The 25,417-nt window shown below is 57.1% G+C and carries 25 protein-coding genes and 1 tRNA gene; 16 read left to right on the forward strand and 10 right to left on the reverse strand.

Translation table 11 applies throughout. From position 1 onward, the window contains the following. The first annotated feature begins 20 nt into the window (after positions 1–20). The 6 genes from dapA to A8B84_RS02840 all read left to right on the forward strand — a co-directional run bounded on the left by dapA (position 21) and on the right by A8B84_RS02840 (position 5,196). Positions 21–899 carry a 4-hydroxy-tetrahydrodipicolinate synthase gene (gene dapA, locus A8B84_RS02815; protein WP_064228321.1) on the forward strand — a complete coding sequence of 293 codons (879 nt, stop codon included), beginning with the start codon at positions 21–23 and terminating at the stop codon, positions 897–899. Positions 900–934: 35 nt separating this feature from the next. Then, positions 935–2,032 carry an outer membrane protein assembly factor BamC gene (bamC, locus tag A8B84_RS02820; protein WP_064228322.1) on the forward strand — a complete coding sequence of 366 codons (1,098 nt, stop codon included), beginning with the start codon at positions 935–937 and terminating at the stop codon, positions 2,030–2,032. 45 nt (positions 2,033–2,077) lie between these two features. Further along, complete coding sequence (gene purC / locus A8B84_RS02825) at positions 2,078–2,791, forward strand: phosphoribosylaminoimidazolesuccinocarboxamide synthase (RefSeq protein ID WP_064228323.1); 714 nt, start codon at positions 2,078–2,080, stop codon at positions 2,789–2,791. Positions 2,792–2,821: 30 nt separating this feature from the next. Next, entirely contained in the window at positions 2,822–3,553 is a 732-nt protein-coding gene (locus A8B84_RS02830) for a TIGR04219 family outer membrane beta-barrel protein (RefSeq protein ID WP_064228324.1), read from the forward strand. Between the two features lie 28 nt (positions 3,554–3,581). Further along, a complete protein-coding gene (locus A8B84_RS02835; protein WP_064228325.1) occupies positions 3,582–4,589 on the forward strand; it encodes an NAD-dependent epimerase in 1,008 nt (335 codons plus the stop codon). A gap of 61 nt (positions 4,590–4,650) precedes the next feature. Beyond that, entirely contained in the window at positions 4,651–5,196 is a 546-nt protein-coding gene (locus A8B84_RS02840; RefSeq protein WP_082905047.1) for a lipocalin family protein, read from the forward strand. A 10-nt stretch (positions 5,197–5,206) separates the two neighbouring features. Here A8B84_RS02840 and A8B84_RS02845 read toward each other — a convergent pair whose 3' ends face one another. From A8B84_RS02845 to A8B84_RS02880, 8 genes are all read right to left on the reverse strand, one after another. Continuing rightward, positions 5,207–5,848, reverse strand: a complete 642-nt coding sequence (locus tag A8B84_RS02845; protein ID WP_064228326.1) for an RES family NAD+ phosphorylase — start codon at positions 5,846–5,848, stop codon at positions 5,207–5,209. Positions 5,849–5,875: 27 nt separating this feature from the next. Further along, entirely contained in the window at positions 5,876–6,322 is a 447-nt protein-coding gene (locus A8B84_RS02850) for an antitoxin Xre-like helix-turn-helix domain-containing protein (protein WP_064228327.1), read from the reverse strand. 252 nt (positions 6,323–6,574) lie between these two features. Next, positions 6,575–6,651 (reverse strand) — tRNA-Val (locus A8B84_RS02855). 55 nt (positions 6,652–6,706) lie between these two features. Beyond that, positions 6,707–7,657: a DMT family transporter gene (locus A8B84_RS02860; protein WP_064228328.1), complete on the reverse strand. Its 951-nt coding sequence runs from the start codon at positions 7,655–7,657 to the stop codon at positions 6,707–6,709. Between the two features lie 145 nt (positions 7,658–7,802). Continuing rightward, positions 7,803–8,891, reverse strand: a complete 1,089-nt coding sequence (locus A8B84_RS02865; RefSeq protein WP_064228329.1) for a hypothetical protein — start codon at positions 8,889–8,891, stop codon at positions 7,803–7,805. A 102-nt stretch (positions 8,892–8,993) separates the two neighbouring features. After that, positions 8,994–10,064 (reverse strand): hypothetical protein, encoded by a 1,071-nt coding sequence (locus tag A8B84_RS02870; protein WP_064228330.1) that lies wholly within the window; start codon positions 10,062–10,064, stop codon positions 8,994–8,996. A gap of 145 nt (positions 10,065–10,209) precedes the next feature. Continuing rightward, the gene (locus A8B84_RS02875) at positions 10,210–10,827 is read right to left on the reverse strand and encodes a YceI family protein (RefSeq protein WP_138103102.1); all 618 of its coding nucleotides are present in this window, start codon (positions 10,825–10,827) and stop codon (positions 10,210–10,212) included. Next, on the reverse strand, positions 10,814–11,548 hold the full coding sequence (locus A8B84_RS02880) for a CDP-alcohol phosphatidyltransferase family protein (protein WP_064228331.1): 735 nt from the start codon (positions 11,546–11,548) through the stop codon (positions 10,814–10,816). Before A8B84_RS02880 ends, A8B84_RS02875 begins: the two co-directional genes overlap by 14 nt. Before the next feature lie 214 nt (positions 11,549–11,762). On the opposite strand from A8B84_RS02880, the gene A8B84_RS02885 reads away from it, so the two are divergent. From A8B84_RS02885 to A8B84_RS02900, 4 genes are read left to right on the forward strand one after another with little or no spacing between them, the layout of a single operon-like run. Further along, the gene (locus A8B84_RS02885; protein WP_082905052.1) at positions 11,763–12,770 is read left to right on the forward strand and encodes a zinc-dependent alcohol dehydrogenase; all 1,008 of its coding nucleotides are present in this window, start codon (positions 11,763–11,765) and stop codon (positions 12,768–12,770) included. A 29-nt stretch (positions 12,771–12,799) separates the two neighbouring features. Beyond that, complete coding sequence (locus A8B84_RS02890) at positions 12,800–13,198, forward strand: 6-pyruvoyl trahydropterin synthase family protein (protein WP_064228332.1); 399 nt, start codon at positions 12,800–12,802, stop codon at positions 13,196–13,198. Next, positions 13,185–15,125: a glycosyltransferase gene (locus tag A8B84_RS02895; RefSeq protein ID WP_064228333.1), complete on the forward strand. Its 1,941-nt coding sequence runs from the start codon at positions 13,185–13,187 to the stop codon at positions 15,123–15,125. Before A8B84_RS02890 ends, A8B84_RS02895 begins: the two co-directional genes overlap by 14 nt. Beyond that, entirely contained in the window at positions 15,122–16,039 is a 918-nt protein-coding gene (locus A8B84_RS02900) for a lysylphosphatidylglycerol synthase transmembrane domain-containing protein (protein ID WP_064228334.1), read from the forward strand. The genes A8B84_RS02895 and A8B84_RS02900 overlap by 4 nt, the downstream gene beginning before the upstream one ends. Here A8B84_RS02900 and A8B84_RS02905 read toward each other — a convergent pair. After that, positions 16,036–16,917, reverse strand: a complete 882-nt coding sequence (locus tag A8B84_RS02905) for a RibD family protein (RefSeq protein ID WP_064228335.1) — start codon at positions 16,915–16,917, stop codon at positions 16,036–16,038. The two genes, A8B84_RS02900 and A8B84_RS02905, sit on opposite strands and share 4 nt — an antisense overlap. Positions 16,918–17,058: 141 nt before the next feature. Here A8B84_RS02905 and A8B84_RS02910 point away from each other — a divergent pair, with 141 nt between their 5' ends. Then, positions 17,059–17,295, forward strand: coding sequence for a hypothetical protein (locus A8B84_RS02910; protein ID WP_082905048.1), 237 nt, complete (start codon positions 17,059–17,061; stop codon positions 17,293–17,295). A 16-nt stretch (positions 17,296–17,311) separates the two neighbouring features. Here the strand turns inward: A8B84_RS02910 and galU are convergent, their stop codons facing one another. Beyond that, on the reverse strand, positions 17,312–18,148 hold the full coding sequence (gene galU / locus A8B84_RS02915) for a UTP--glucose-1-phosphate uridylyltransferase GalU (RefSeq protein ID WP_064228337.1): 837 nt from the start codon (positions 18,146–18,148) through the stop codon (positions 17,312–17,314). A gap of 401 nt (positions 18,149–18,549) precedes the next feature. Here galU and A8B84_RS02920 point away from each other — a divergent pair, with 401 nt between their 5' ends. The 5 genes from A8B84_RS02920 (at position 18,550) to A8B84_RS02940 (ending at position 25,364) form a co-directional block, all read left to right on the forward strand. Beyond that, on the forward strand, positions 18,550–19,629 hold the full coding sequence (locus tag A8B84_RS02920; protein WP_064228338.1) for a ShlB/FhaC/HecB family hemolysin secretion/activation protein: 1,080 nt from the start codon (positions 18,550–18,552) through the stop codon (positions 19,627–19,629). A 147-nt stretch (positions 19,630–19,776) separates the two neighbouring features. Continuing rightward, complete coding sequence (locus A8B84_RS02925; protein WP_138103106.1) at positions 19,777–21,291, forward strand: glucan biosynthesis protein G; 1,515 nt, start codon at positions 19,777–19,779, stop codon at positions 21,289–21,291. A gap of 25 nt (positions 21,292–21,316) precedes the next feature. Beyond that, positions 21,317–21,601: a hypothetical protein gene (locus A8B84_RS02930; RefSeq protein WP_064228340.1), complete on the forward strand. Its 285-nt coding sequence runs from the start codon at positions 21,317–21,319 to the stop codon at positions 21,599–21,601. Beyond that, positions 21,594–23,723, forward strand: a complete 2,130-nt coding sequence (mdoH, locus tag A8B84_RS02935) for a glucans biosynthesis glucosyltransferase MdoH (RefSeq protein ID WP_064228341.1) — start codon at positions 21,594–21,596, stop codon at positions 23,721–23,723. The genes A8B84_RS02930 and mdoH overlap by 8 nt, the downstream gene beginning before the upstream one ends. Before the next feature lie 36 nt (positions 23,724–23,759). Beyond that, entirely contained in the window at positions 23,760–25,364 is a 1,605-nt protein-coding gene (locus A8B84_RS02940; RefSeq protein ID WP_227512728.1) for a glucan biosynthesis protein, read from the forward strand. Positions 25,365–25,417 lie beyond the last annotated feature (53 nt).

A 25,417-nucleotide genomic window follows, 5' to 3' on the forward strand; every position in this document is an offset into this window, starting at 1 on the left:
TTTATTCGGACGGAGCTTTTATGATTACGGGTAGCCTTGTCGCACTGGTCACGCCCATGCATCCAAACGGTGACATTCACTGGGAGGATCTGGACAAGCTGGTAGACTTTCATATTGAAAACGGCACGCACGGCATCGTTGCTGTGGGCACCACCGGCGAATCCGCAACGCTCGACCCGGAAGAGCATTGCCAGACCATTGGCCATATCATCAAACGCGTTAACGGACGTATCCCCGTTATTGCGGGCACGGGCGGTAACAGTACCCGTGAGGCCATTGAATTGACTGCGGAAGCCCACAAGCTTGGCGCCGATGCCTGTCTGCTCGTTGTTCCTTACTACAACAAGCCGACCCAGGAAGGCCTGTATCAGCATTTCAAGGCTATTGCCGAAGCCGTCCCCGGCATGAGCCAGATGCTTTACAACGTGCCGGGTCGAACGGCCTGCGACATGCTGAACGAGACCGTGCTTCGGCTTGCGGATATCCCGAATATTGTGGGAATCAAGGACGCCACCGGCAACATTCCCCGCGGCGCTGAACTGATCGAAGCGTTGAATGGCCGTCTGGCGGTCTACTCGGGTGATGATGCCACTGCAGCGGAGTTGATGCTGGCCGGTGCCAAGGGCAACGTGTCGGTTACTGCCAACGTCGCTCCGAAAGCAATGTCCCAGCTATGCGAAGCGGCTGTAGCAGGAAACCGTGAAGAGACCGAGCGTCTTAACGAACTGCTCATGCCTCTCAACCGGAAGCTGTTCCTCGAGGCGAACCCGATTCCGGTGAAGTGGGCGCTCCATCGCATGGGGATGATTGGGGAAGGCATTCGTCTGCCGCTGACACCGCTCAGCGAAAAATTCCATGGCGAAGTGGAAGATGCCCTCAAGGCCTCAGGTGTACTCTGAGTTTGCTTAAATCATCCCATCCCCGGAGTAACCTGATGCAGGTTCTAAAAGGAACCGGTAGTACCCTGATGTTGAAACCCGTTGTTATGGTATCCGGGCTGCTGCTTCTGGCAGCAGCCTCGGGATGCAGTCTTGTTGAAGATCGTTCCGAACGCTATGTGAATGCGAAGGAAGGGAAGCCACTGGAATTGCCGGCAACCGCTGACGATTCCCGCTTCAGCCAGACCATGCCAATCCGTGATGTCCAGCCGGCCGATGCCAGCAAGATGTATCCGTCCGATATACCGCAGCCGCCGGACATGACCTCGGACATCCTGGATGAAAACTACGTGATCGAAGAGCTCGATGGCCGTCTCTGGCTGTTGGTAAACGACGTGCCTGGAAGAATCTGGCCGGCGGTGAACAGCTACCTTTCCGAGCGCGGTCTGGGTGTTGGCTTCGATAGCCCTCAACTGGGCATCCTGCAGACCGAACTTGCCAACTTCAGCAAGCGGGCCCGGAATCTGGTAGAACTTTCCGATAACCCGTCTGCCGGCGAACAGAAAGTGGTCCTGCAGGTGCGTATGGCCCCCGGCGTTCGACGCAAGACCACCGAAGTGCAGGTGCGCAAACTGGAAGTTCCGGATCAGCCGGAAGAGCTGATCCCCTGGACCGGTGTATCCGATCCTTCGGAGCAGGCGCTGGAATTGCAGAGACGCCTGTTGTCTGACCTGGGCGATTTCCTCAGGGCCCGGGAGGAAACCAAATCCTTTTCCCGCGCTGCATCCGGTATGGTCAGCGATCCCCTTGTCCGCCTGATCTCGGAAAATGATGAGGCGGTCGCGATCCGCATGGAGCTTGATTACGGTCGCTCCTGGGCGGAAGTAAGCCGGGCACTGACAGACTCGGGAATTCCTGTTGTTGATCTTAACCGCAGTGAAGGCTGGTTCCATGTTGACTTCCGCACCGAAGATGAGCGGGATTCGGGCTGGTTCAGCTGGTTCAGCGACAAGGAAGAACCCCAGCATACCCATACAGTGAGCCTTAGCCAGCAGAGCGACGCCATTGTCATCTCTGCCGAGGAGGTTCCGGGCTACACCGGCAGCCGTACTACGCCGGATTTGCTCGCGCAACTATTCGATTACCTATACTGATTCAGGAAGAGGCCGCCCAGGGCGGCCGCTTTTCGGAGAACCCCAATGGAAAAACGCGAAGAACTTTATGCCGGCAAGGCAAAATCCGTCTACCGGACTGACAATCCCGACCGGTTTGTGCTGGAGTTCCGTGACGACACATCCGCCTTTGACGGCGAGAAAAAGGAACAGCTCAATCGCAAGGGCATGGTGAACAACAAGTTCAATGCGTTCATTATGGAAAAACTTGAGGCGGCGGGCGTACCCACACATTTCGAGGGACTGCTGTCGTCCACCGAATCGCTCGTGAAGAAACTGGACATGATTCCGGTTGAATGCGTGGTCCGTAACGTCTCCGCTGGCAGCCTCTGCCGCCGCCTGGGCGTAGAAGAAGGGCAGGAGCTGAATCCGCCAACCTACGAACTGTTCCTGAAGAACGACGCGCTCCACGATCCCATGGTCAACGAATCGCTGGCCGTCAGCTTTGGCTGGGCTGCAGCTGATGAGCTGGAGCAGATGAAAGTGCTGACCTACCGTGTAAACGACGTACTCAAGGCCCTGTTTGACGCCGCCGGTATGTTGCTGGTGGACTACAAGCTGGAGTTTGGTCGCAGTGAAGGGAAGATCGTGCTGGGCGACGAATTCAGCCCGGACGGTTGCCGCATCTGGGACAAGGAAACCCGCAAGAAGATGGATAAAGATCGCTTCCGTCAGGGCCTCGGCGAGGTCATTGAGACTTACGAGGAAGTCGGGCGCCGGTTGGGAATCCAGTTCGACTGATCGAAACAGACAACAAATAGAAGGTGTGTCATGCGTAAACTGATGCTTGCTGTAGGTGGTTCATTGATGCTGGTGGCGCCTCTGTCACAGGCAGACGTGGTTGGTCTGGGTGCCAGCGTGAGTTACTGGGATTCTGATCTTTCCGGTAAGGCTGCCACCAACAACGATGTTGTGGATGTCGAGAACGATCTGAATCTCGATAGCGATACCAACGCCAATGCCTCCCTGTACCTTGAGCATCCGGTGCCGCTGTTGCCCAATGTTCGGTTGAACTACACTTTGGTTGAACAGAGTGGTCGAGGCGATGTAGGTCTCGCTGGCTTCGACGGCGTTACTGGTGAGGTCCAGTCCGATTTGGATCTGGAACAGCTGGATCTGACCCTTTATTACGAAGTGCTTGATAACTGGGTAAACCTTGATCTTGGCCTGACCGCACGCGATTTTTCAGGTGAGCTGATTGTTAAAGAGGCGTTTACCGGCGTTCCTTCGAGCCAAACGAAGGTCGACGCTGTTATCCCCATGGCCTACCTGGCAGCGCGTTTCGATCTGCCGTTAACCGGCCTGTCTGTGGGGGCAGAAGGTAATTTCATCAGCTTCGACGGCGACTCGCTGCACGATTTCAACGCCTACGGTCAGTACGAAATCTCATTGATCCAGTTCCGTGCGGGCTATCGTCAGATGTCCATTGATTACGAAGATGACAATGATCGCCTCGATGTCGAGATTGGTGGCCCGTTCGTGAGTGCAGGCGTTTCGTTCTAAGGATGGCATTCCTTTCAAGGAGAGACACTTGAAGATTCTTGTGACTGGTACGGCCGGGTTTATCGGTTCTCATCTGGCCCATCGCCTGCTCGACAGGGGAGATGAAGTTATTGGCGTGGATAACGTCAATGACTACTACGATGTGAATCTGAAGGAAGCCCGGCTGCAGCGCCTGGTTGGCAAGGCGGGCTTCACCGAGGTTCGTGAGGATGTGGCAGACCGAACCGCCATGGAAGCGCTTTTTTCTGAGCACAAGCCAGAAAGGGTGGTGCATCTGGCAGCCCAGGCAGGTGTGCGGTATTCGATCGAGAATCCGCACGCCTACGTGGATGCCAACCTTGTTGGCTTCATGAACATCCTTGAAGGGTGTCGGCATAACAAGGTGAAACACCTCGTATATGCCTCCAGCAGCTCAGTATATGGCGCCAACGAGACCATGCCTTTCTCGGTGCACGACAACGTGGATCATCCTCTGAGTCTCTACGCGGCCTCCAAGAAGGCGAATGAGCTCATGGCCCACACCTATAGCCATCTGTACAACCTGCCAACCACAGGCCTGCGGTTTTTCACCGTCTATGGTCCATGGGGCCGGCCGGATATGGCACTGTTTATCTTTACCAAAAAGATACTCGCCGGCGAGCCCATCGACGTCTTTAACCATGGCCACCACCGCCGGGATTTCACCTACATCGACGACATCGTGGAAGGCGTGATCCGGACCCTGGATCATGTTGCCGAGCCCAACGATCAATGGAGTGGTGCAACCCCGGACCCTGGCACCAGCAAGGCTCCATACCGTTTGTACAACATTGGCAGCAATAACCCGGTTGAGCTGTCCCGGTTTATCGAGATTATCGAGGAGCGGGTCGGCAAGAAAGCGGAGAAAAAACTGCTTCCGTTGCAGCCGGGAGACGTGCCCGCCACCTATGCCAATGTCGATGATCTGATCGACGACGTAGGCTACAAGCCGGCGACTCCCGTCGAGGAGGGGATTGCCAGGTTTGTTGACTGGTATCGGGACTTCTACAACGTTTAAAACAAGGGCCAGCAACTGCTGGCCCTTGTTGTATCTGTTACTCGAAAATGGAGCCTTAGCGATGATGGCAGCGTTAAGAAGATGGTTCCTGATAGTCGGGCTTATGGGTCTGGCCAGCTGCACCAGCCTTCCGGAAGGCATTGAGCCAGTCTCTGGTTTTGATAGTGACCGCTACCTGGGTACTTGGTACGAAATCGCCCGCCTGGACCATTCATTCGAGCGCGGCCTCACCAATGTTCGTGCCGAGTACAGCCTTAACGACGACGGCAGCATCAAGGTCATCAACCGCGGCTATAACGCCGAAGAAGAGCAATGGGAGGAAGCTGACGGCCGCGCCGTATTTGTCGAAGACGAAAACACAGGCCATCTGAAGGTGTCCTTCTTCGGGCCCTTTTACGCCTCTTACGTGGTGTTCGAACTCGACAAAGACGAGTATTCGTATGCCTATGTGACCGGTTACGACCGTGACTATCTCTGGTTTCTCTCACGCACGCCGGAAGTCAGCGAAGAGGCGATTAAGGCGTTCAGGGATCGGGCCAGGGCGGAAGGATTCGATCTGGAAGAATTGATCCTGGTAGGGCAGGAAAAGAACCTCGAGGAGCCCTAGGGCTAACCGCCTAAAGCGGTCTGAACTCCTCAAGCCGGGCGTACTTGGTAAATCGTTGGCCATCCCAGTAGAGCGTATAGTGGCCAGCCTGAACAACGGGTGTCGTTGCCGGTGGTCGGAACAGGGCAATGGCTTCTCCCCCCGGGTTGCGGACCGAGTTATAAAGAACCCCGAATTCACCAGCATTCAGAAGATCCGCGGCGACCTTCTGCCCGGTTTCATAGTTGGTTTCATGCATGTATTGGTGCTGGTTCCGAAGGTCCACCAGTGGTTTAGCCACGTGGCCACTGTAGCAACGGACCACTGCTGAAAAATCGTTGCCAACACCAAAGCCCCGCCACACATTGCCTGCATGGTAGACCCATTCCCGGAGTGCCGTTTCAACAGAATCGCCCGCATAGTAAGCCCCACGGTTTCTGGTATTGAAACGCCCCTCAGCGGGGTAGCAGAAGGACGCCATGACGGGGCTCCAGCCGGGGCCGGCCCGAAAGTCTGCTTTATCGACGTAACGGGGCCAATGCGCAATACGGTCGCTGGTGGCGGACTCCAGCTCGGCAAGAATCATGGAGTCGGGGCTTTCAAAGCAGTCGATCGGAGGGTGCTTGCTATGGATGACCCGGTGATGCTTCCATTCAGGCTTTACACGATTCAACCCATACTCCCTGTCGTTTTGATATTCTCATCCGCGCATCGCGTCAAGGTTCCGGCGAACGTAATAGAGCGCATCCATGGACCCTTGCTTAAGCAGGTAGTCGCGGATCGATGTTCCCTGCAGACCCATAAGCTCGATTGGTGTCTGGAACCACTCATACGCCAGTTGCTCATGTCCGGCCGGGGTAAGCAGTGTCAGGGCCTTGTGAATGCCCAGGAGCAGGCTAATTCGATCCATGGTATCCCGTGAGACTTCCACTTCATCTCCACGATTGGCCCGCTGCTGCCAATCTGTAAGCGTCCTGCGGCGAATGCCACCAAGAAGGATTCCCAGTTGATCCATAGTCAGCCCCCAGTGCTCCCTGTGTTCGAATAACCAGCGAAGTCCTGCTGTGCTATGGGTAGCTGTCAGTACGCGTCCGGAATTGGTGGGCGGGGTAGTGTCCAACGGCTGATGGTGCTTCAAGCCAAGCATGGCTGCCTCTCCTGGCCCTCAATATCTATAGGCCCATTACTGAATAGTTCAGTAAAAGTATAGGCTCCTCCCTGGCTCTGCGCAATATTGCTCGTTAAAAGTTAAGGTGAGCATAAATGCTCGCCGACGTACAGGTGTACTTCTCACTGTACCGGATGGCGATCGCAGGTAACGGAGGCAGCAGGGAAATTGCGGGCACAAAAAAAGCCAGTTCTTACAGCGGATGTAAGTAACTGACTTTCTTCGCAGGAGTGGTAGGACCACCCAGATTCGAACTGGGGACCTCTACCATGTCAAGGTAGCGCTCTAACCAACTGAGCTATGGTCCTGTGTCCTGCAACGGGGACGAAATATACTGATTCAGCCGATGCTGGTCAACCACTTTTATGCGGTTTTCCGGCTCCGGAGTTTTTCCTTGATGACTTTGCTCAGAACCGCCCAGCGGTTGACGATCAGTGCCGCGAAGATCAGACCGCAGCCGGCCAGTTGAATGCTGGTCATGGTCTCGCTAAACCAGCCTGCAGCGAACAGGGCGACCCACACCGGCTCCAGTACCAGAATTACGACGCCATGGCTGTTTGTAGACAGGCTCTGGGCCAGGGTCTGAAGCAGGAAGCGTCCGGCGGTGCCAATGACGGCACTGGCCGCCACCCACCAGACCAGTATTGGCGAAAGGTTATTCAGGGTAGGCAGCCAGGGCTCCATAATCATGGACTCGATCATAGTCAGCATGCCGACCGTGAGCAAAGCAATGGCTGTCAGGGGCAGGGCGGGTACCCGATGCTTTTCCACCGTCTTTCCCAGCCGGTTAATCACCGTTCTCTGGTTAGCTGCGCGGGTATTGAGATTGAAGTACAGGGCGAAGATCGTCGCTGCCATAACAAAGAAAATCTGGCCGGCTTCCGGGCGGAATCCGTTTTCAAGGGATAATAACGCCAGCCCGGCAACCGCAATGGGAATGGCCAACCACGTACTTGGAGGCTGAGCCTCCTTGAACACCAATCGGGCAATGATAGGGACAATCACCACACCCAGGCTGGTCAGGAAAGCGCCTTCGCCCAGGCTGGTGCCATGAACCAGGCCCATCACCCAGCAGGTCATGGCGGTGCCGAATACCAGGCCCACACCCACACTTCGACGAAGCTGATCCACGCTTAACCTCATCAGCGAGCGGCGGGCGAAAAAGGCGAGCACCGTGCCGGCAATCAGAAACCGCGCAGCCATGAACATCAGCGGAGGCATCAGCAGCACTGCTTCTTTGGAGAACATCCAGCTGATGGCCGCAAACAGCGTGACAACAATCAGGAGCAGATCGGATTTGTGGGTGTCAGACATCGGATATGGCTTGCCGGCAGTGGGTGAATCAAACGGGGAAGCGAACCAATGTATAGTTTGCGAACTAAAAAGAAAAGATGGGTAGAATTACCGAGGCAAGAAGTGGCTCTTCCCTGAGCCTTTCGTTTACATGGTCCGGATGGGTCTAGTTATTCAGAGTTGTGTACACCAGATTGGACATATCCGTCTGGTCCGAGCCGGGAACCTCAATGTACCGGTCACCGGAACCCCACCACTGCCACCAGGCGCGCTTGTTGTAGGTGCGGCTGGCGAAGTCCACCTGCAGACCGTTGAGGGTGGTGTTGTTGACTACCGGTACAGAGATGTTGCCCGTCTCGGAGCCCAGCACACCGCTGTGGGTAACGTCCTCGTTCATCAGCACCGGGTAGTGGTTGTAGTACAGAGCGCCCGGGCCATTCTGGCTCGTTACCTTGCCCGCCAGGCTGATGCTGGAGGAGCAGGAATCAATCCCGGTGGCGGAGGTTGCACCGCAAGCCGAATGGGTGGGCACCACGCCATCGTCGGTGCCGGCGATGAACGGTTTGGTGATACCGCCATAGGAGGAGCCGCCGGCCACGAAGCGCAGCCTGGGGATTGAATTCGGGCTTACCGCCAGGTTGCGAGCTGCGTTGGTCTGCAGGTCATTTACCACGCCCAGCTTGCCGGGCTCCGGCTCTATGCCGGTGAAGGCTTCGACGGCCGCCCTGAGGGGCCAGTTGTACCAGCTGTCGTTGTAGGCAAGACTCAGGGCCAGGTTGGCCAGTTCCGTCCCGCCCCCGGCGCCGGAGTAATCCAGGGCTGCCAGGATCTTCAGGGGTTGAAGGCCCTCGGACTGAAGCCACCGAGCCTGGTTTTCCAGCAGATAGCGGGTAACCAGATCACCGGTGGAGTGGGAGACGACGATGCAGTAGTCATTGCACAGCCCTTGCTGACTGATCTGCCGCATCTGTTCATAGGCCTGCTGGGCAATGCCACCCTCAACACGTCCGTCACTGCCCCAGTCGATACGGGCTTCGGCACGGGAGAGCCAGAAGGTGCGCCAATAGTCCTCACCAGCACTCTTCACTTCCTGAAGGTTGGCGGGAGGATTGGCCAGGTCTTCCTGCTGGAATCCGTGCACCAGTATCACATTGTGCCCGGCCAGCTGGGCCTGGGCGGTGCCGGCAAAGAGGCTGCCGGTGATAGCGACCGCCAGGGCGGTCTTACAGGCACTTCCGATCTTTGTTGTTTTCATAGTTGCTCCGTCTTTGCTGAATTATTGTTGTCAAAAGACGTTTCTCCGCCATTTCTGGCGGTACAGCCCGGCGTCAGCCGGCGCAGAGCTTACGCTCTGCCATCAGAACTTGTCGGCAAGCTGCCGCAGCAGCGCCGCCCGTTGTTCTGATTCGGGGTTCACCGCCGGCGTATCGGTAAGACTGTCGAGGTCCGGCGGTGTGAATGTGTAGCCCTCGTCAGGGCCGAACGCGTAGTTGGTTCTGTCACCTGGCCTGGCGGGGAGTTGGCGAATCTGCAGGTTCTTCAGCTGTAGTTGACCGTCCACGGTCTGGTTCGCCAATACCGTGCCGTGTGCCTTCAGGTTGATGGTGTCCGATGTGCTGTCCAGCCTTTTTTCCATCTGCAGCTGGGCAACCGGACGCTGCCCGACGTAAAGCTGGGCCGAGAGCGCGTAAAAGCCGGGATCTTCCGGTGAGAACCGAACGGGGATAATCAGATTGTTGTTACTGATGCGGGCATCGCCCAGTCCCTCAAAGTCGCCCAGGTAAGGTTCAATGGTCAGCGTTGAGGCATGGCGAACCGGTTTGCCGTCAAGTCGGGCTTCGACGATCAGGCGGTATTCACCCGGTGATTCGTCGGCGGACAGAACGCCCTCGAAGTAACCCGGCGAACCGGCTTCCTGAAGTGTGGTGCTAGCGACTGCATCCCGACTTTCGGGTCGCTCGAGGGTTGCAGAAAGAGAGCGGTCAACCACCTGAGGGCCCTGGATGGCTGCAGCAACAAGGATCTCTTCGCCCTCTGTAAACCGGTACTTTTCAAGCGTGACCGTGAATTGCCCTTTACCCTCCAGTGGCAGGCTGACCGGCTCGTAGTGATTGCCACGATAGGCGCTGGCCTGTTCCGGGCTGAGTGGCACCGACCAGGCAGGAAAACGGGTGGATTTGGCGTACTGGTCGGCAACGCTGGCCAGCATGAAGCCAAGGGCGTTGTCCGATGGAGGCTCGGGTTGCTGTGTGGGGGCGTTGGGCGGTTGCTTTGCCGGCTGTGTGTTCTGAACAGACCCAGATTCGTCTGTGCTGGCCAGCTCGGTGAGCCAACTGAATTGGCGGTGGTTGTCGGCGGAAAGCAGATACCCGGTGCCAACCACACCGGCGGTTACCATTGTGAACAGTAAAGCTGCCTTACCGGGCATGCGGCAGGTCCCTTGTTTGTTGTTGTAGGTCTAAACATAACGGGAATTACGCCGCAGCCCAAAAAACCGGCCTGTTTGTGTAACAGAATGTGTCCGCATTGTGCGCCGGGTCACATTCCAGTTGCCCGGAACACTCAATCAGTAATCAGAGCCAGCCGGACTCCCGAATGGCTTCGAACCCGAAGTGCAGTTTCACTTCATCACCGACCATTTGACCATCAAGGCCATAGGTCATGCCCCATTCACTGCGTTTCAGCGTGGCGGAAGCGCTAATCCCGAGCGTGTATTCCTCGTGGCCGAAGGGGTAAACGTCAGATTTGTTCAGGGTTACATCCAGAACCACGGGCCGGGTCTGGCCCAGCAGCTCCAGATCTCCTGTTACTTTGCCGGTGTTCTCGCCGGTGGTTTCAAAGTCGGTGACGGTGAAGGTGATCTCCGGATGCTCTTCGCTGTCGAGGAAGTCTTCATTTCGAACGTGTTCGTCCCGCTTTTTGTGGTTGGTAAACACGCTGTCACTCTGGAACACCAGTTTGCCGGATTTGAGTTCCCTGGCTTCCTCGTCGTAAACGAACTGGCCTTCGACTTCCCGAAACATGCCCATCACCGGGGCATACCCGATGTGCATGATCTCGAAGAACATCGAGAAGTGCTCGTCATCAACGACAAAGTTTTGCGGCTCGGCCATGGCTGCAGGGCTCAATGCGAGGGCCGCAGGCAGGGCAATGGCAGAGTGGGTAAGGGTTTTCCGGTTAACGAACATCATGGTGATGTCTCCTCTTATAAAGCCAGTGAATATCCACGAAGAACGACCACACCAGCAGCGCAAGGGCGGTTGCAAGGGTGGTGGTGGCAAACAGCGTATTGACTGGCGGCAGTACCGCCACAAGTAGGGTAACGATCTGCCATACGCAAACCGTCTTACGTCTGAAGCTGTCCGGCAGTGGCCCATTCAGCCAATCGGCGAAGTGGCTGGCAGCAACAAAGGCGTAGCGAATAAGGCCAAGGGCCAGCACCCATATGCCCGCCTTGCCCAGTGTCAGAACGGCGATACTGAGCCCGAGGATGAATAGGGCATCCAGCTCCATGTCGAACCGGGCGCCGAAGTCGCTCTCGGATCCTGTCGCTCTGGCAACCTTGCCGTCCACTCCATCCAGAATCAGCGCCAGCAATGCCATCCAGCCATACAGCCAGAGGCTGTCAGTCAGGTGTCCGGAAAATGGGGCCAGGGCCACCAGGACAATCACCAGGCAGCCCCTCAAAAGGGTTGCCCGGTTGGCCCAGCCGAAGTCCCGGGTTTCGGGCCAGGCCCGGATAACCAGGCCACAAACGCCCAGATAAAGTGCGGCTGCCAGCAAATAGAAAAGATCGGGTGGAGCGGTGAGCCAGCCTGTGGCCAGGCATAGCAGGGCGACAAGACCAAACCCCCAGGCGAGGTCCAGCGGCAGGGGAACCTTTTGTGAAGCTGAACTGCCGTTAGAATCCATCACTGAACTCCAGCGTATAGGTTTGCAGGCATCAAACACCCCGGATGCGCTGTACACTGACTATAGTTGATATGTCTGAGTGTGCTTACGAGCATTGACCGCGTTCAGACCTGAAGGTTCAGCCCGGGAAGGGCGACGACAAAAGCCGCTGAGAACACTGCCAAGAAAGGAGCTCCCATTGCAACGCGATCCTGAAGTACAACGCGATCCTGAAGTGCAACGTGCCCCTGACACTCCCAACACCGAGACAATGGCCCGGGCCTGGTGGGTAACCGGCGCCGGAAAAGGCGAGATTCAGGAAACGCCGTTGGCGGAACCCGGGGTTAAAGAGCAAGAAGAGCTGGTCACTGTTCAGTCCCTTTATTCAGGCATCAGCCGGGGTACCGAATCACTGGTTTTTCATGGTCGGGTCCCGAGAAGTGAATACACCGCAATGCGGGCCCCCTTCCAGGCAGGGGATTTTCCGTGGCCGGTGAAATACGGCTACGCCAACGTCGGCAAGGTGACTGAAGGGCCTGCTGAGCTGGTGGGGCAGACCGTGTTTTGCCTGTACCCGCACCAGAATCGCTATCGGGTGCCGGCATCGGCGGTAACGCCTTTGCCGAAAGACCTGCCCGCCGAGCGGGCGATTCTGGCGGCCAATATGGAAACCGCTGTCAACGGCCTCTGGGATGGCGCACCAGCGGTCGGTGACCGGATTGCTGTGGTTGGTCTCGGTGTGGTTGGCCTGCTAGTCGCCTGGCTAGCCAGGCGCATTCCGGGAACCCGTGTCACCGCGATCGACACGAATCCAGAGAGACACGCCGTCGCCGAGCAGCTTGGGCTTACTTTCAGCAGCGGGCCCGGGGCCGACGATCACGATCTGGTAATCCATGCCAGTGGCCACCCATCGGGCCTGGAAACGGCCCTGGGGCTGGCTGGCCAGGAGGCTACCATTGTTGAAATGAGCTGGTACGGGGATCAGCTGGTACCTGCACCACTGGGTGCCGCATTCCATCCGCGGCGTATGACCCTTAAATCCAGCCAGGTGGGCCAGATTGGGCCCTCCCGCGTTCCACGGTGGGACTATCGCAAACGCCTGGCACTGGCGTTGGAACTGCTCCAGGACGATGCGCTGGATGCGCTGATCACCGGCGAGTGCCGGTTCGATGACCTGCCAAAATCCATGGCACGAATTCTCATTGATGGCCGGGACACTCTCTGCCATCGAGTTGTTTACTGATAATCCAAACTACCCGCTAAGGAGAGACTATGTTCGGCTTGACGGTCCGGGACCATATGATGATTGCCCACAGCTTCAACGGAGAGATCTTTGGCCCTGCGCAGAAGGTCCATGGTGCCACCTATGTGGTGGATGTGACCTTTGAACGTCACCAGCTGGATAAGGACGACCTGGTCGTGGATATCGGCCTGGCCTCCGAACTTCTAAAGAATATTCTCTCCGAGTTCAACATGCAGAACCTGGACGAGCTGCCGGAACTGCGAGGCCGCAATACCACCACTGAATTCATGGCCAAGCTGGTGTTCGACCGGATGGCGGCGGCCATTCACGGGGGCCGCTTGGGCGAGACGGGTAAAGGAATTGTCAGCCTGAAAGTCACCCTCTCTGAATCCCATATTGCCTGGGCCAGCTACCATGCCGGAATCTGACGCGCCGGAATCCGTCGAGTTTCTGGTGCCGGGCGATCCGCAGCAGAACACTGGCGGTTACCGGTATGTCCGCAAGTTGGTGGAGGCACTTTGCGAGGATGGTTGTATGGCCCGGGTAAGCGGTTTGCCCGGGCAGTTCCCGCGCCCGGACAGGGTCGCCCGCAATGCGATGGATGAGAGGCTTGAGAGCTTCCCCGATGGCACTTGTGTAGTACTCGATGGTCTGGCCATGGGTGGCCTGCCGGAGATCCTCGAAAAGCATTCCCATCGCCTGAATCTTCTTGCCCTTGTGCATCACCCCCTTGCTGACGAGACGGGCATCAGCGAGGCCGACAGGCAGTGGTTTTTTGAGTCTGAAAAACGGGCGCTGGAGTTCGTGAAGGGAGTTATTACCACCAGCCAACACACGGCTGTCCGTCTGGCGGATTACGATGTGCCGACCGAGGCCATTCGCGTAGCTGAGCCGGGTGTGGCCAGAGCCAATAACCCGAAAGCCCGAATTGAGTCTTCTGAAAAAGATGGCCCCCGCATTCTGTGCGTCGCCCATCTGTCACCAAGAAAGGCCCAACATCAACTGGTGGAAGCGCTGGAACACATGAAGGCCCTCCCATGGCATTGCACGCTGGCGGGGTCTGACACTCGTGATCCGGGATACAGCCATCAGGTGCGTCGGGCCATTGCCGAAGCTGGCCTCGAAAACAGGATTCAACTGGTCGGTGAAGTGGACGAGACCGAACTTGCCGATCTCTATGGGCAGGCTGATTTCTTTGTACTGCCGTCGCTCTATGAGGGCTATGGCATGGTGATCGACGAGGCGCTGGCCGAGGGGCTGCCGGTCATCTCCTCCGATGGCGGTGCCCTTGCCAACACGTCTGCGAGGCCGGGAGTGGTTCAGTATTGTGCCGGGGATGTCAGGGCCCTTGAGGCCCGGATCAGGAACTGGCTTGAGCATCCGGACCAACTCGACCATTCCCGAAAACTGGCTGCCAGAGAATCAAGGCGTATCCGCTCATGGGCGGATACCGCTAACGACGTCGGCGAAGCGTTCCGATTTTTTCAGGGTTTGCCTTCCAGCTTGCACCAGCACTCCGAGTTTGCGAGCGATTGGCTGGCAGCGCGGGAGGCGGCAGATCATCGGGCACGTTCCAGGGAGCTGACTGAAGAGTTAAATCAGTGGCTGCTCCTCCATTACGATAGCCTGCCGCCCGAAATTCATTGCCCCGTACAGATTGTCGATATTGGCACCGGGCGTGGTTCCAATGCGCTGTTCCTCGTGCCTTTTTTACAGGTACCGCAAACCTGGCTGGCTCTGGATCAGGATGCGGCGCTACTGCGTGAGGCCAGACAGCGGGTGGACATACTGGACGTGCCCTTTGAGACGACCACCGTACAGTTGTCACCAGAGAACATGGAGCAACACCTGCCTGCCGAGGTTAGCCTGATCACGGCGTCAGCACTGATTGATCTTGTTTCAGAGCCCTGGCTGAAAACGCTCAGCCAGGCGGCGGCGCACAGGAAATCAGCGATGCTCATTGTGCTGAGCTATGCAGGACATTTTGAAGTGTCCCCAGGTCATCCGGATGATGAGCTGCTTCGGAATCTGGTGAACCAGCACCAGCATGGCGACAAGGGCACCGGCACGGCCCTCGGGCCTGAAGCCCCCATCGTTCTTAGAGACCTGCTCACCCAGGAAGGGTATCGGGTCAAGCTGGCGGAATCCCCCTGGACCCTGAGTAGTGGGGATCAGGCATTGGTGGGGATGCTGATGCAGGGATGGACCGACGCCGCCATCGAACAGTCGCCCACCGACCGTGATCGCCTGAACCGATGGCTGGACACGCGGAACCGTCAGTTGTCCGAGGGCAAACTGACGGTTGTTGTCCGGCATCTGGATCTGCTGGCGCTGCCACCCGGGGAGTTGCCTTGACGGAACTGCGCCAAAGACAGTTGCGACTGGCGGCCAGGTGGCTGTTCACGGTTCTGATCATCGGATTTGTTATCCGCTCCGTGGATGCCAGCGCGCTCTTCGAAGAGCTTGCCCGTGTTTCTCTCTATGTGCTGTTGCCTGCATTGGCGCTTACGGTTTTCCAGGTGGCACTTTCTGCCTGGCGCTGGCGCTATACCGTGGAACGGCTTGGTCTGCCTCTGGCGTACCCTGTTGCGGTTCGGGAGTACTATCTGGCCACTTTTCTCAATCAGGTCCTGCCGGGCGGCGTCCTCGGCGACGTAAACAGGGCCTGGCGCCATGGCAGCGGCGCTGGTGAACGTTTGTCTGCGGTTCACGGGGTGGCCATCGAGCGACTCTCCGGCCAGTTGGTGCTGGGTCTGGTTGTCGCTCTCTCCGTTGGCTGGCTGGTCAGTTCCGGGCATCTCACTTTCAGGCCCTGGGACGGTGGGCAATGGCTGGTTATTGTCGCTGTTGTCGTTGTTCTGGGCGCCTGGATGGCGGTGAAAACCGCAATCGCAAGTTACCTGCAGCGTCTTCGGCATGATCTGTATCTGTCGCTGCTGAATCGCACCGTATTGCCGGTCCAGCTTGGCTCTTCGCTACTGGTGTTGGCGAGCTATCTTGGGGTGTTTCTCTGCCTGGCCTGGGGAGCCGGTTATCTTGATGGCGTGGAATCTGTGGCCGTGATTGCCGGGCTGGGCAGTATTTTGCTGTTTAGCATGGTTATTCCATTGACCGTGGCTGGCTGGGGGATTCGGGAAGGTGCTGCGGCCGTGCTTTGGCCTATGGTTGGGCTGCCGGCAGAGCAGGGGGTGGCGCTTAGCGTCGGGTATGGGGCGTTGGTGCTGGTTTCGAGTTTGCCCGGGGTGGTGTTTTTGTTCACCAGCCGCTAATCCAGCTTCGTGTCGCGGGAAAAATCGAGATCGAAGAGCATGTCGCTTCCAAGGTTCACCAGCTGTGCCCGTGGCCGGAGTGCGTCATCCAGAAAATCGATCTCCGGAAGGGAGAAGGCCGGCCTGCCGCTGCCTATGATCATGGGGGCGACCATCACATGGAGCCGGTCCAGCAAGCCCGCATTGAGGAACGAGGAGACGGTGACGCCGCCCCCTTCCACGAACACCTTTTTCAAACCAAGATCCGCCAGAACCTGAAGGATGAACTTTGGATCCACGGGCTCCTCGGCGTTCGCATCTCCAAGGCAGTGGATCTCGCTAACACCGGAACTGATAGATGGGTTCTTGCTTTTGTCATAGTGGCCCGCCACCAATCGCAGGGTAGGGGCCTCACCGTCGGTAAACAGGTGATGGCTGTCTGGTACGCGGCGGTGACGGTCGATGACAACACGTACCGGATTACGCCCGCTGGTGCGACGCACGGTGAGGCGGGGGTTGTCGGTGGAGGCCGTGCCGGCACCCACGATCACGGCATCCGACACCGCACGTATCCGATGGAGATGGGTAATTCCGTCATCTCCGTTGATGAAACGGGAACGACCGGTCACCGTTGCGATCCGCCCATCGAGGCTCTGGCCCAGCTGGCCGATGACTTTGGGGTTGCCATCTTCTGGTACGGGCCGACACAGGGGAAGAAACACCGAGAGCAGATCCTTCGCCTCGCCAGTGGCCGGCTGCATCAGGTGCCAGGCGCCGTGGCCATTGAGTTTTACTGCTTCTTTGTCGGTTCCCGGCAATGGCAGTGTCACATTGCTGCGGTTAACTGCGCTAAGCACCAGCTCCCATGCCGAGTCGATATCCAGGGTTCTTGCCGCCATAAATCGCCTGTTCAGTTGTTGCCATCTTCAGTATAGGCAGATTGTGTGCAAAGCTATATGTACGTTACATTTCCGGATTGATTCACTTCGCAGGGCATTATTGGGGCAAGTATCCCGATTTGGATGACGAGGTAAATGGCCATGCAACATGCGCAACCCATTCAGCACTGGGAACCAGAGAGGCCTGAGGACCACGGGCAACTTGAGCTTCCCGGTATTGCCCTGGACAAGAGTGATGAGCTGCTGGAGTCGCTGGCTGAGCTGGAGGAAGCGCTTGAGAAGGTGCAGCTGACTGCAGAAGAGGTGGAATTGCTTCGCCGGTTCCGCAGGACGAGCGCGGAAAACCGGCGAATGATTCTTCAGATTCTGGGCAGCTGAACCCGCCCCGGATCCGTTACTTGCCTTTCTTGTAGATATTCTCGTAGACGTAGTTAGTGGCTTCCACAAAGCCATCAATGCTGCCGCAATCGAACCGGCGCCCCTTGAACTGGTATGCCAGTACGCAACCGTTCTTCGCCTGTTCGAGGAGGGCATCGGTAATCTGCACCTCACCGTTTTTGCCCGCCGGCGTCCGCTCGATAATGTCGAAAATATCCGGGGTAAGAATGTACCGCCCGATAATCGCAAGGTTGCTCGGGGCATCTTCCGGGGCCGGCTTTTCCACCATATCGGTGATCCGGTAGAGACCATCTTTCATGGATTCACCGGCAATCACCCCGTATTTGTGGGTTTCGTCGGCAGGCACTTCTTCAATGGCAACAATGGAGCAGCGGAACTGGTTGTAGAGCTTGACCATCTGCGCCAGTACGCCGTCTTCACCCTCGGGGCCAATGCAGAAGTCATCGGCCAGCACGACTGCAAAGGGACTGTCACCTACAAGGTTGCGACCGGTCAGGATGGCGTGGCCGAGGCCTTTCATTTCATTCTGTCGGGTAAAGGCAAAACTGTTGTGGTCGATCAGATCACGGATGGAGGTCAGCAGATCCTCCTTGCCGGAACCGGCAATCTGGTGCTCAAGCTCGTAGCTGATGTCGAAGTGGTCTTCGATAGCCCGCTTGCCCCGACCGGTTACAAAGCCGAACTCATGAATACCGGCTTCCGCGGCTTCCTCAACACCATACTGAACCAGGGGTTTGTTCACCACCGGCAGGATTTCCTTGGGCATCGCCTTGGTTGCCGGAAGAAAACGGGTGCCGTAGCCGGCGACGGGAAACAGGCATTTTCTGATCATGTCTTTCGTCCTTTGATGTTCGGTTTCACGGCCTGTGGCTGCTCAACGCCTCTGCGTTAGCCTGTGAACGGTTGTTCTTTCACAAAGTGTGCCGAGTTTACCCAAGTTGTCGAGACAAATGCAGGGGGCATTCACATTTGTAACTGTGAGTATCTCTGTGTGTCCCATGAGGGCTGGTTGGAAACGTTAAGATACAACTTTCACAGGTCGCCCTAACACTCTGTTTTTTAGAAAGATTAAAATTGTAAGTTTTAGCAATAAACCATAGCCCAAAACGCATACCTCTTTTAAAGTGTTGGTAATCCTGAACCTGACCGGCCGAGGCGTTTGTTTTGCGAATTTATTGTCTGGCTGCACTACTTTGGTGCGCACCCGCCAGCGCCGTTTCGATAGCTGAGAAGTTGCCCCTGAATCCTGCAGGCTGGAATCTATATCCGGAAGACCTGCTCAGGTCTGTCACCAGCTATCTCGCCTCCACTCTCAAATTTTCCGGGGATTCGACCCACACCAATGACGCTGCCAGCGGGCGTCTTAATGTGTCCGGCAACAACATGATTCTCTCTAGCCACGACATTTCGCTGGATTTCAGGGATTCGGTGTCGCGCCGGGGCAGTGGCGATGCCCAGTCTCTCGCTATCCGCTATGCGTTTCCGGTTGCTGGCGTTAACTTCGCCATAACGCTTGAAGACTCGGAGTATGTTGGCGTAACAACCAAAACAGGGCAGCAAGTGGATACCCGCGGTGAATTCCAGGGGGTGAACCTTTCCGGAAGCCGGGCACTATGGTCCTTGAACGGCTTTGAAGTGAACAGCGTGTTCAACCATTCCAGCGGAACAAACCACAAATACGAAGAATCAGTCTGGATATCGGACACCTCCCATCAGCTGTCCAGTTTCGGGTTGCGATGTTCAGGCCGGAAGGATTTGGTCGGTGGTGTTCAGGCAGATACCACCGTTACGGCCCTGGGGGGATTGGAGGGCAGTGAATCCACTATGTCATCGGCGGTGACGTCGGAGCGAACCCGCTTCCACAAACTGACCCTGGGTGCATCCCTGAGCCGGTCCTTCTACACCTGGGATCTTGGGCTGGATGGCCGGTATCAACTGGCGCCGGACGATCTTGCATCCTCGGAGTACCTTCAAGTGGCCGGGCCATCGATGTCCTATGGTTTCAGTGGCCAGTCCATGTACGTAGCCGAGGGTGGATGGGTTCGTATGAATGCCCGGAGCCCGGGTTACTCCCTGCCTTTCTTCCAAGCGCTCAATTCCTATGTATCGGTGTCGGTTCTCAGGGGCTGGGCCCCGATATCAGCCGCCGACGGGGAAAATTTCGGAGCCAGTACCGGTGAGATCTCCTTGCGCCTCCAGGGCCGGGGCTTTCATGCCAGCATGAATGTTGGGCAGATTCTGGATCTCTCAGGAGAAGCCATGCGTCGTCCCGCGGGTCCGGATGTATCTCTTTCCATGTCCCTGGGGATCTGAATCTGACGCCGGAAAATCGGCAAAATCCTTTCAAAGCCGTTACGAAGATGTCACTTGAGGCGATGTGCCCATCAGGTGCTACATTCAAGCAACGGAAAGCAAGGGATTTTGTGCATGAAAGGTTCAGGACTAACAACAACTTGTCTGATGATGTTTTTCCTCGCCTGCCATCCATCACTGGCGAATGCTTTCGGCTTTGAGGATGTGGTAGGCAAGGCTAATGAGCTGGCCAGGAAAAGCTATCAGCAACCACAACCTGCACCGGATTTCCTCCAGGCGCTGGAATACCCTGTGTACCAGGGCATCCGCTTTATACCTGAGGCAAGTCTCTGGCGTTCAGGGCGCTCCCCATTCCAGGTAATGATGATCCCTCAGGGAAGTTTCTACGCTCACGCGGTAAAGCTCCATGTGATTGATAGCGAGGGGGTGAAGTCGGTCGCTTACGACAAGGCCGATTTTGACTACCCGACGCCAGAGCTTGCCAAGCGCATCCCGGCTGATCTCGGCTATGCCGGCTTTAAGCTCACCTTTCCCTTCGATGGCAAGAACGTACAGAACCAGTTTCTGGTTTTTGGTGGTGCCAGCTATTTCCGGGCTGTTGGCAAGGGGCAGCAGTTCGGCCTTTCCGGGCGTGGTATCGCGGTTGATACCGGCTTGCCCTCGGGTGAGGAGTTTCCGTCTTTTACGGAGTTCTGGCTGGAGCGGCCCGCCGCAGACAGTGACACCATGGTGGTGTACGGGCTTCTCGACGGGCCCAGTTTGACCGGTGCATACCGTTTTGTGATTCAGCCAGGGGAAAGTACGCGGATTCGTGTAACCGCTGAACTTTTCTTCAGGGACGATATTCAGCAGTTGGGCCTGGCGCCGCTCACCTCCATGTTCTTTTACGGTGAAAACACACTTCGTCCCCGGGGAGAATGGCGGCCCCAGGTGCATGATTCAGATGGACTCCTGGTTCATGATGGCCAGTCTGGAGAATGGCTATGGCGGCCACTGATCAACCCATCGCAACTGCAGCTGAATTTCCACGAGGTAGGGCAGTTGAAGGGGTTCGGCTTGATGCAGCGGAATCAGCAGTTTCAGCAGTTCCAGGATAGTGAAGCACGCTACGATCTGCGCCCCAGCGCCTGGGTTCAGCCGGTTAAAGACTGGGGGCCGGGCTCTGTTGTGCTTGTTGAGATTCCCTCCAGTGCAGAAACCAATGACAACATTGCGGCCTTCTGGAAACCGGATCAGGACGTGAAGGAAGGGGAAAGCCGCCGATTCGAATACGATCTGGCCGTCGGATCGCCATCAGTATCCCGCCACCCTTCAGGCCGCGCGATCCACACATTCGTGGGAGATGGAAACCGTACTGGCGGAGGCAATGAGGTTGGAGCCTATCGGTTCATAGTCGACTTTCAGGGCAAACAACTGAGCGCCCTGGGGCCAGAGGATGCCGTGGTCAGTCAGGTCTCGGGTGGCAAAGGCGTCGAGATAATAGAGCATTTTGTAGAGTACATCCCTGCCACTGATGCCTGGAGGCTCTCGATTCTTGCAAAACCCCCTGAAGAAGAGCCGCTGTCATTGAGGGGATTCCTGAGCCTGGGTAGTGAGACGTTAACCGAAACATGGACATACTCATTGCCATCCGCTACGGGATTGCGGGCGAAATCTGAGTGACGACGGCAGACGAAAGGAGGCAACGATGACAGCGCAAACGCTACAGAGGGTAGTCGTTCGGTTATCCACTTACCTGACGGAATCCGGCGTAACGATGAACCGAAGCATGTCCCGCAAGCTTCTGAAAATGCTGGATGATGCCCTTGCGGAGACGGGCGGGGAGGGTGAGACCGATGATTTCAGTGAAGCGCAGTTACTCGCCCGGGCCATGGATCGCCTTCCCGACTACTTCCCCGTTGTGGAGGAAACGATTCCCGCGCCAGCTCCGCCGCTGTTGCGCGGAAGCATCGGGTACCCCGCTCATGGCTGAAGTTCCCGGCGCCAACTTGTCTCAAGGCTACCGCTGGCGACACATTGCATTCGCTCGCCGTAGCCTGCTGATCCTGTTTGTGCTGGGGCAGACAGCCGTAGCCAGCTACTACCTGCTCTGGGTGCTTCCATACCATGGAGGGACCTGGCTCGAACTGGGTATGACAGCGCTGTTTGCCATTCTTTATGCATGGATTGCAGTCGGTTTCTGGACGGCGGTATTCGGTTTTGTGCTGCGCCTCACCGGTGGCGACCGTCACGGGCTGTTGCGGCGCCATAATCCGGAAGCCCTTGCCGCTACGCCACTGGCAAGAACGGCTATTTTGCTGCCGATATACCACGAGCCGGTAGAGTGGACCCTGAGCGGCCTGAAAGCGGTGTACAGGGACATTGAACGGACAGGCAGGATTGAGCATTTCGAGTTCTATATTCTCTCGGACAGCCGTGATCCGGATGTCTGGCTGGAGGAGCAGCGGCGGTGGCATGAGCTCGCTCGAGAGCTGGGCGCAGAGGGTAGACTGTTCTATCGTCGGCGTCCGGTGAACCTCAATTACAAAAGCGGAAATGTTGCAGACTTTCTCCGGCGTTGGGGGCGGCGGTGCAAGTATATGGTGGTACTTGATGCCGACAGTCTGCTCAGCGGCGATACGGTTGTGCGCATGGTGCAGCTGATGGAACGGGAACCCGTTGTCGGTATTCTGCAAACCAATCCGACCATCATCAACGGGAAATCACTGTTTGCCCGTGTTCAACAATTTGCCAATCGGTTCTATTCAACGTTGTTTTCTACGGGCCTGGCCGCGATTCAGATGGGCGACGCCGCTTTCTGGGGACACAACGCGATCCTCCGAATCGAACCCTTCATGAAGCATTGTGGTTTGCCCAAACTGGGCGGATTCGGCATTTTTGGTGGCCCGATCATGAGCCACGATTTTGTCGAGGCAGCCTTCATGGGCAGGGCGGGATACGAAGTCTGGCTCGAGACGGGGTTTGGCAACAGCTTTGAGGAATCTCCTCCCACGCTTGCTGATGAACTGTCCCGAGACAACCGCTGGGCCAAGGGCAACCTCCAGCATCTTTGGGTGATGTTTCGTGAGCCGGGATTGCGCTTTGCTCACCGGATGGCATTTCTCAATGGGGTAATGGCGTACCTCGCATCCCCACTGTGGTTTGGCTTCCTGGTTCTGACCACGTTAGAGGCAGCGAGAATGACGCTGGCTCCAATCGAGTACTTTCCTGAAGGTCATCAAGGGCCGTTTCCGCTCTGGCCGGAATGGCGGCCGGACTGGGCCCTGGTGCTCGCGTTAAGCACCTTTGCTCTGCTGTTTCTACCCAAATTCCTGGCCATTCTTGATGCTGTTCTCCACCGTTACACCCGGGAGTTTGGAGGATTCCTTCGGCTATTTGCCAGTGTGTTGCTGGAGATAGCGATCTCGATCCTGTTGGCACCGGTAAGAATGTGGGCACACAGCCGTTATGTTGTGGCAGCGTTGCTCAATTTGTCGCTTTCCTGGTCTGGCCAGAACCGCACGGAGGAAACAACCTGGCGGCAGGCGCTGGTTACGCAGTTTCCCGGAATGCTCGTTGGTGGGTGCTGGTCGGCGTTTGCATTGAGCCTGGATAAACTGTTTTTCCTCTGGTCATTGCCAGTTGCCATTCCGTTGTTGGTGGCGGCTCCAACCGCAGTTTATCTGAGCAGAATTGGGCCGGGCAGCGTACTAAAGGCCTGGGGCCTTCTGAGAATACCGGAGGAACGCGAGCCTCCATTGCCATTGCTGGATGATGCGCGCACTTTTCGTTCGGAGCCCGTTTGCGATTCCGTATGGAGTCCCTTTGAACAGGCCGTTCTCAATCCTGGCCTGAACCGGTTACACAGGGCTCTGGCAAAAGATCACCGCAGAGGTCCGAGGAGCGAAAAGCTTATGGCCGCCGTTGACCGCTGCCTTGAGAAGGGACCATCGGTGATGAGTCGTGCAGAACTGAGTGGCCTGGCTAGAGACAGCCAGTCCCTGGCTGACCTGCATAAAGGCGCCTGGCGTGCACCTGAGCGGGGCTACTGGGGCCAATGCATCACCCGCAGAAGTCACGAGCAGGTTTCCGGGCAAGACCCGGTATCTGGCTAACGGAGCTGGACGCCGGAGCTAGAGACAGGAGGCAAAATGGAAAGGGTCACCATGGTGGATAGACGATCAGTGGTCAAGGCGTTGGCCGGAATCATAGGCGTCGGTTTCATGCCGCTAGCGCCCCTGGTAAATGGAGCCGGAATTCAACCGGTATCTGGCAGCAGGCCCCGTGCATTCAGCTACGCCTGGCTCAAGGGCCGCGCCCGGGCGCTGGCGGCCGAGGCGTACGTATCCCATGAAGGTGAATTGCCCCAATCCCTGAAAAATCTTTCCTGGGACGATTACCAGGCCATTGCTTTCCGCGCAGATAAGGCGCTTTGGCAAGACGACGATACCGCTTTCCAGATTCAGCTCTTCCACCTTGGGCTGTATTTCCAACAACCCGTAAAAATCCACGAAGTAATCGATGGCCAGGCCAATGAGCTGGCCTATCGACAGGATCTGTTCCGGTACAGCGGAGAGCAGCCTCTGGGCGATCTGCCGGAAGACCTCGGCTACGCCGGCTTTCGGGTTCATTACCACAACAATTTTGCCCTGGACCTGGCCGCCTTCCTGGGTGCGAGCTATTTCCGGGCGGTGGGCTCCGAGATGCAATACGGTTTGTCGGCCAGAGGGCTGGCCATTGATACCGGCACTGCCGGCGAAGAAGAGTTTCCCCGATTTTCCGAATTCTGGTTGGAGAAGCCGGCACCGGTCAGCCAGCTGCTCCGGGTATGGGCTCTACTGGATTCGCCCAGCACCACCGGCGCTTACGCCTTTGTGCTCGACCCGGGGCGCAATATGGTCATGGATGTCGATGTCGCGCTGTATCCCAGAACCGAAATCACCCGGGCAGGCATTGCGCCACTGACCAGCATGTACCAGGTGGGTGAAAACGACAATCGCATGGGCTACGACTGGCGGCCGGAGATACACGATTCTGACGGCCTGGCCATACGCAACGGAAGCGGCGAGTGGTTGTGGCGGCCATTGGTGAATCCCACCAATCTCCGGTTTAACAGTTTCCAGGATAACAACCCGATCGGCTTTGGCCTGTTGCAGCGGGACAGGAATTTCGACCACTACCAGGACGACGGTGTGTTTTACGATCGCCGGCCCAGCCTCTGGGTGGAGCCCCGTGGAGACTGGGGGCGGGGCAGCGTTGACCTGGTGGAAATCCCCACCGTGGATGAAACCTTCGATAACATCGTTGCTTTCTGGCACCCGGAAAAACCCCTGTTGCCGGGCCAGGAGTATCTCTACAGCTACCGCCTGCACTGGGGTGAGCAAGCGCCGCTACAGCCCTATGAGTTGGCCACGGTGACAGCAACCCGTACCGGGCTGGGCGGAGTGGTAGGACAAAAGCGGACCTACTTCTCATGGCGCTTTGCTGTTGATTTCGCCGGCGGCGCGCTGGAGATGATCAGCAAGGATGCGAATGTGGAGCCGGTTATCAGTGTGAGTAGGGGAGAGGTTGAAATCACTTCTGCCAGACCATTGTCTGCAATCGATGGCTATCGGGCCATGTTTGACCTGGTGCCGGACGACTCCGTTGAACCTATCAATATTCGCCTGTACCTCAGGCTGGGCGGCGAGCCACTCACGGAAACCTGGCTATACCAGTACACACCACCCCCGGTTGCCCAACGCCAGATCTATTGATTGATTACAGCTATTGTAAACAATTTGAAGCTGAATTTAGTCAATATTGTTGA

The sequence above is a fragment of the Marinobacter sp. EhC06 genome, assembly GCF_001650915.1.
Lineage (GTDB): Bacteria > Pseudomonadota > Gammaproteobacteria > Pseudomonadales > Oleiphilaceae > Marinobacter.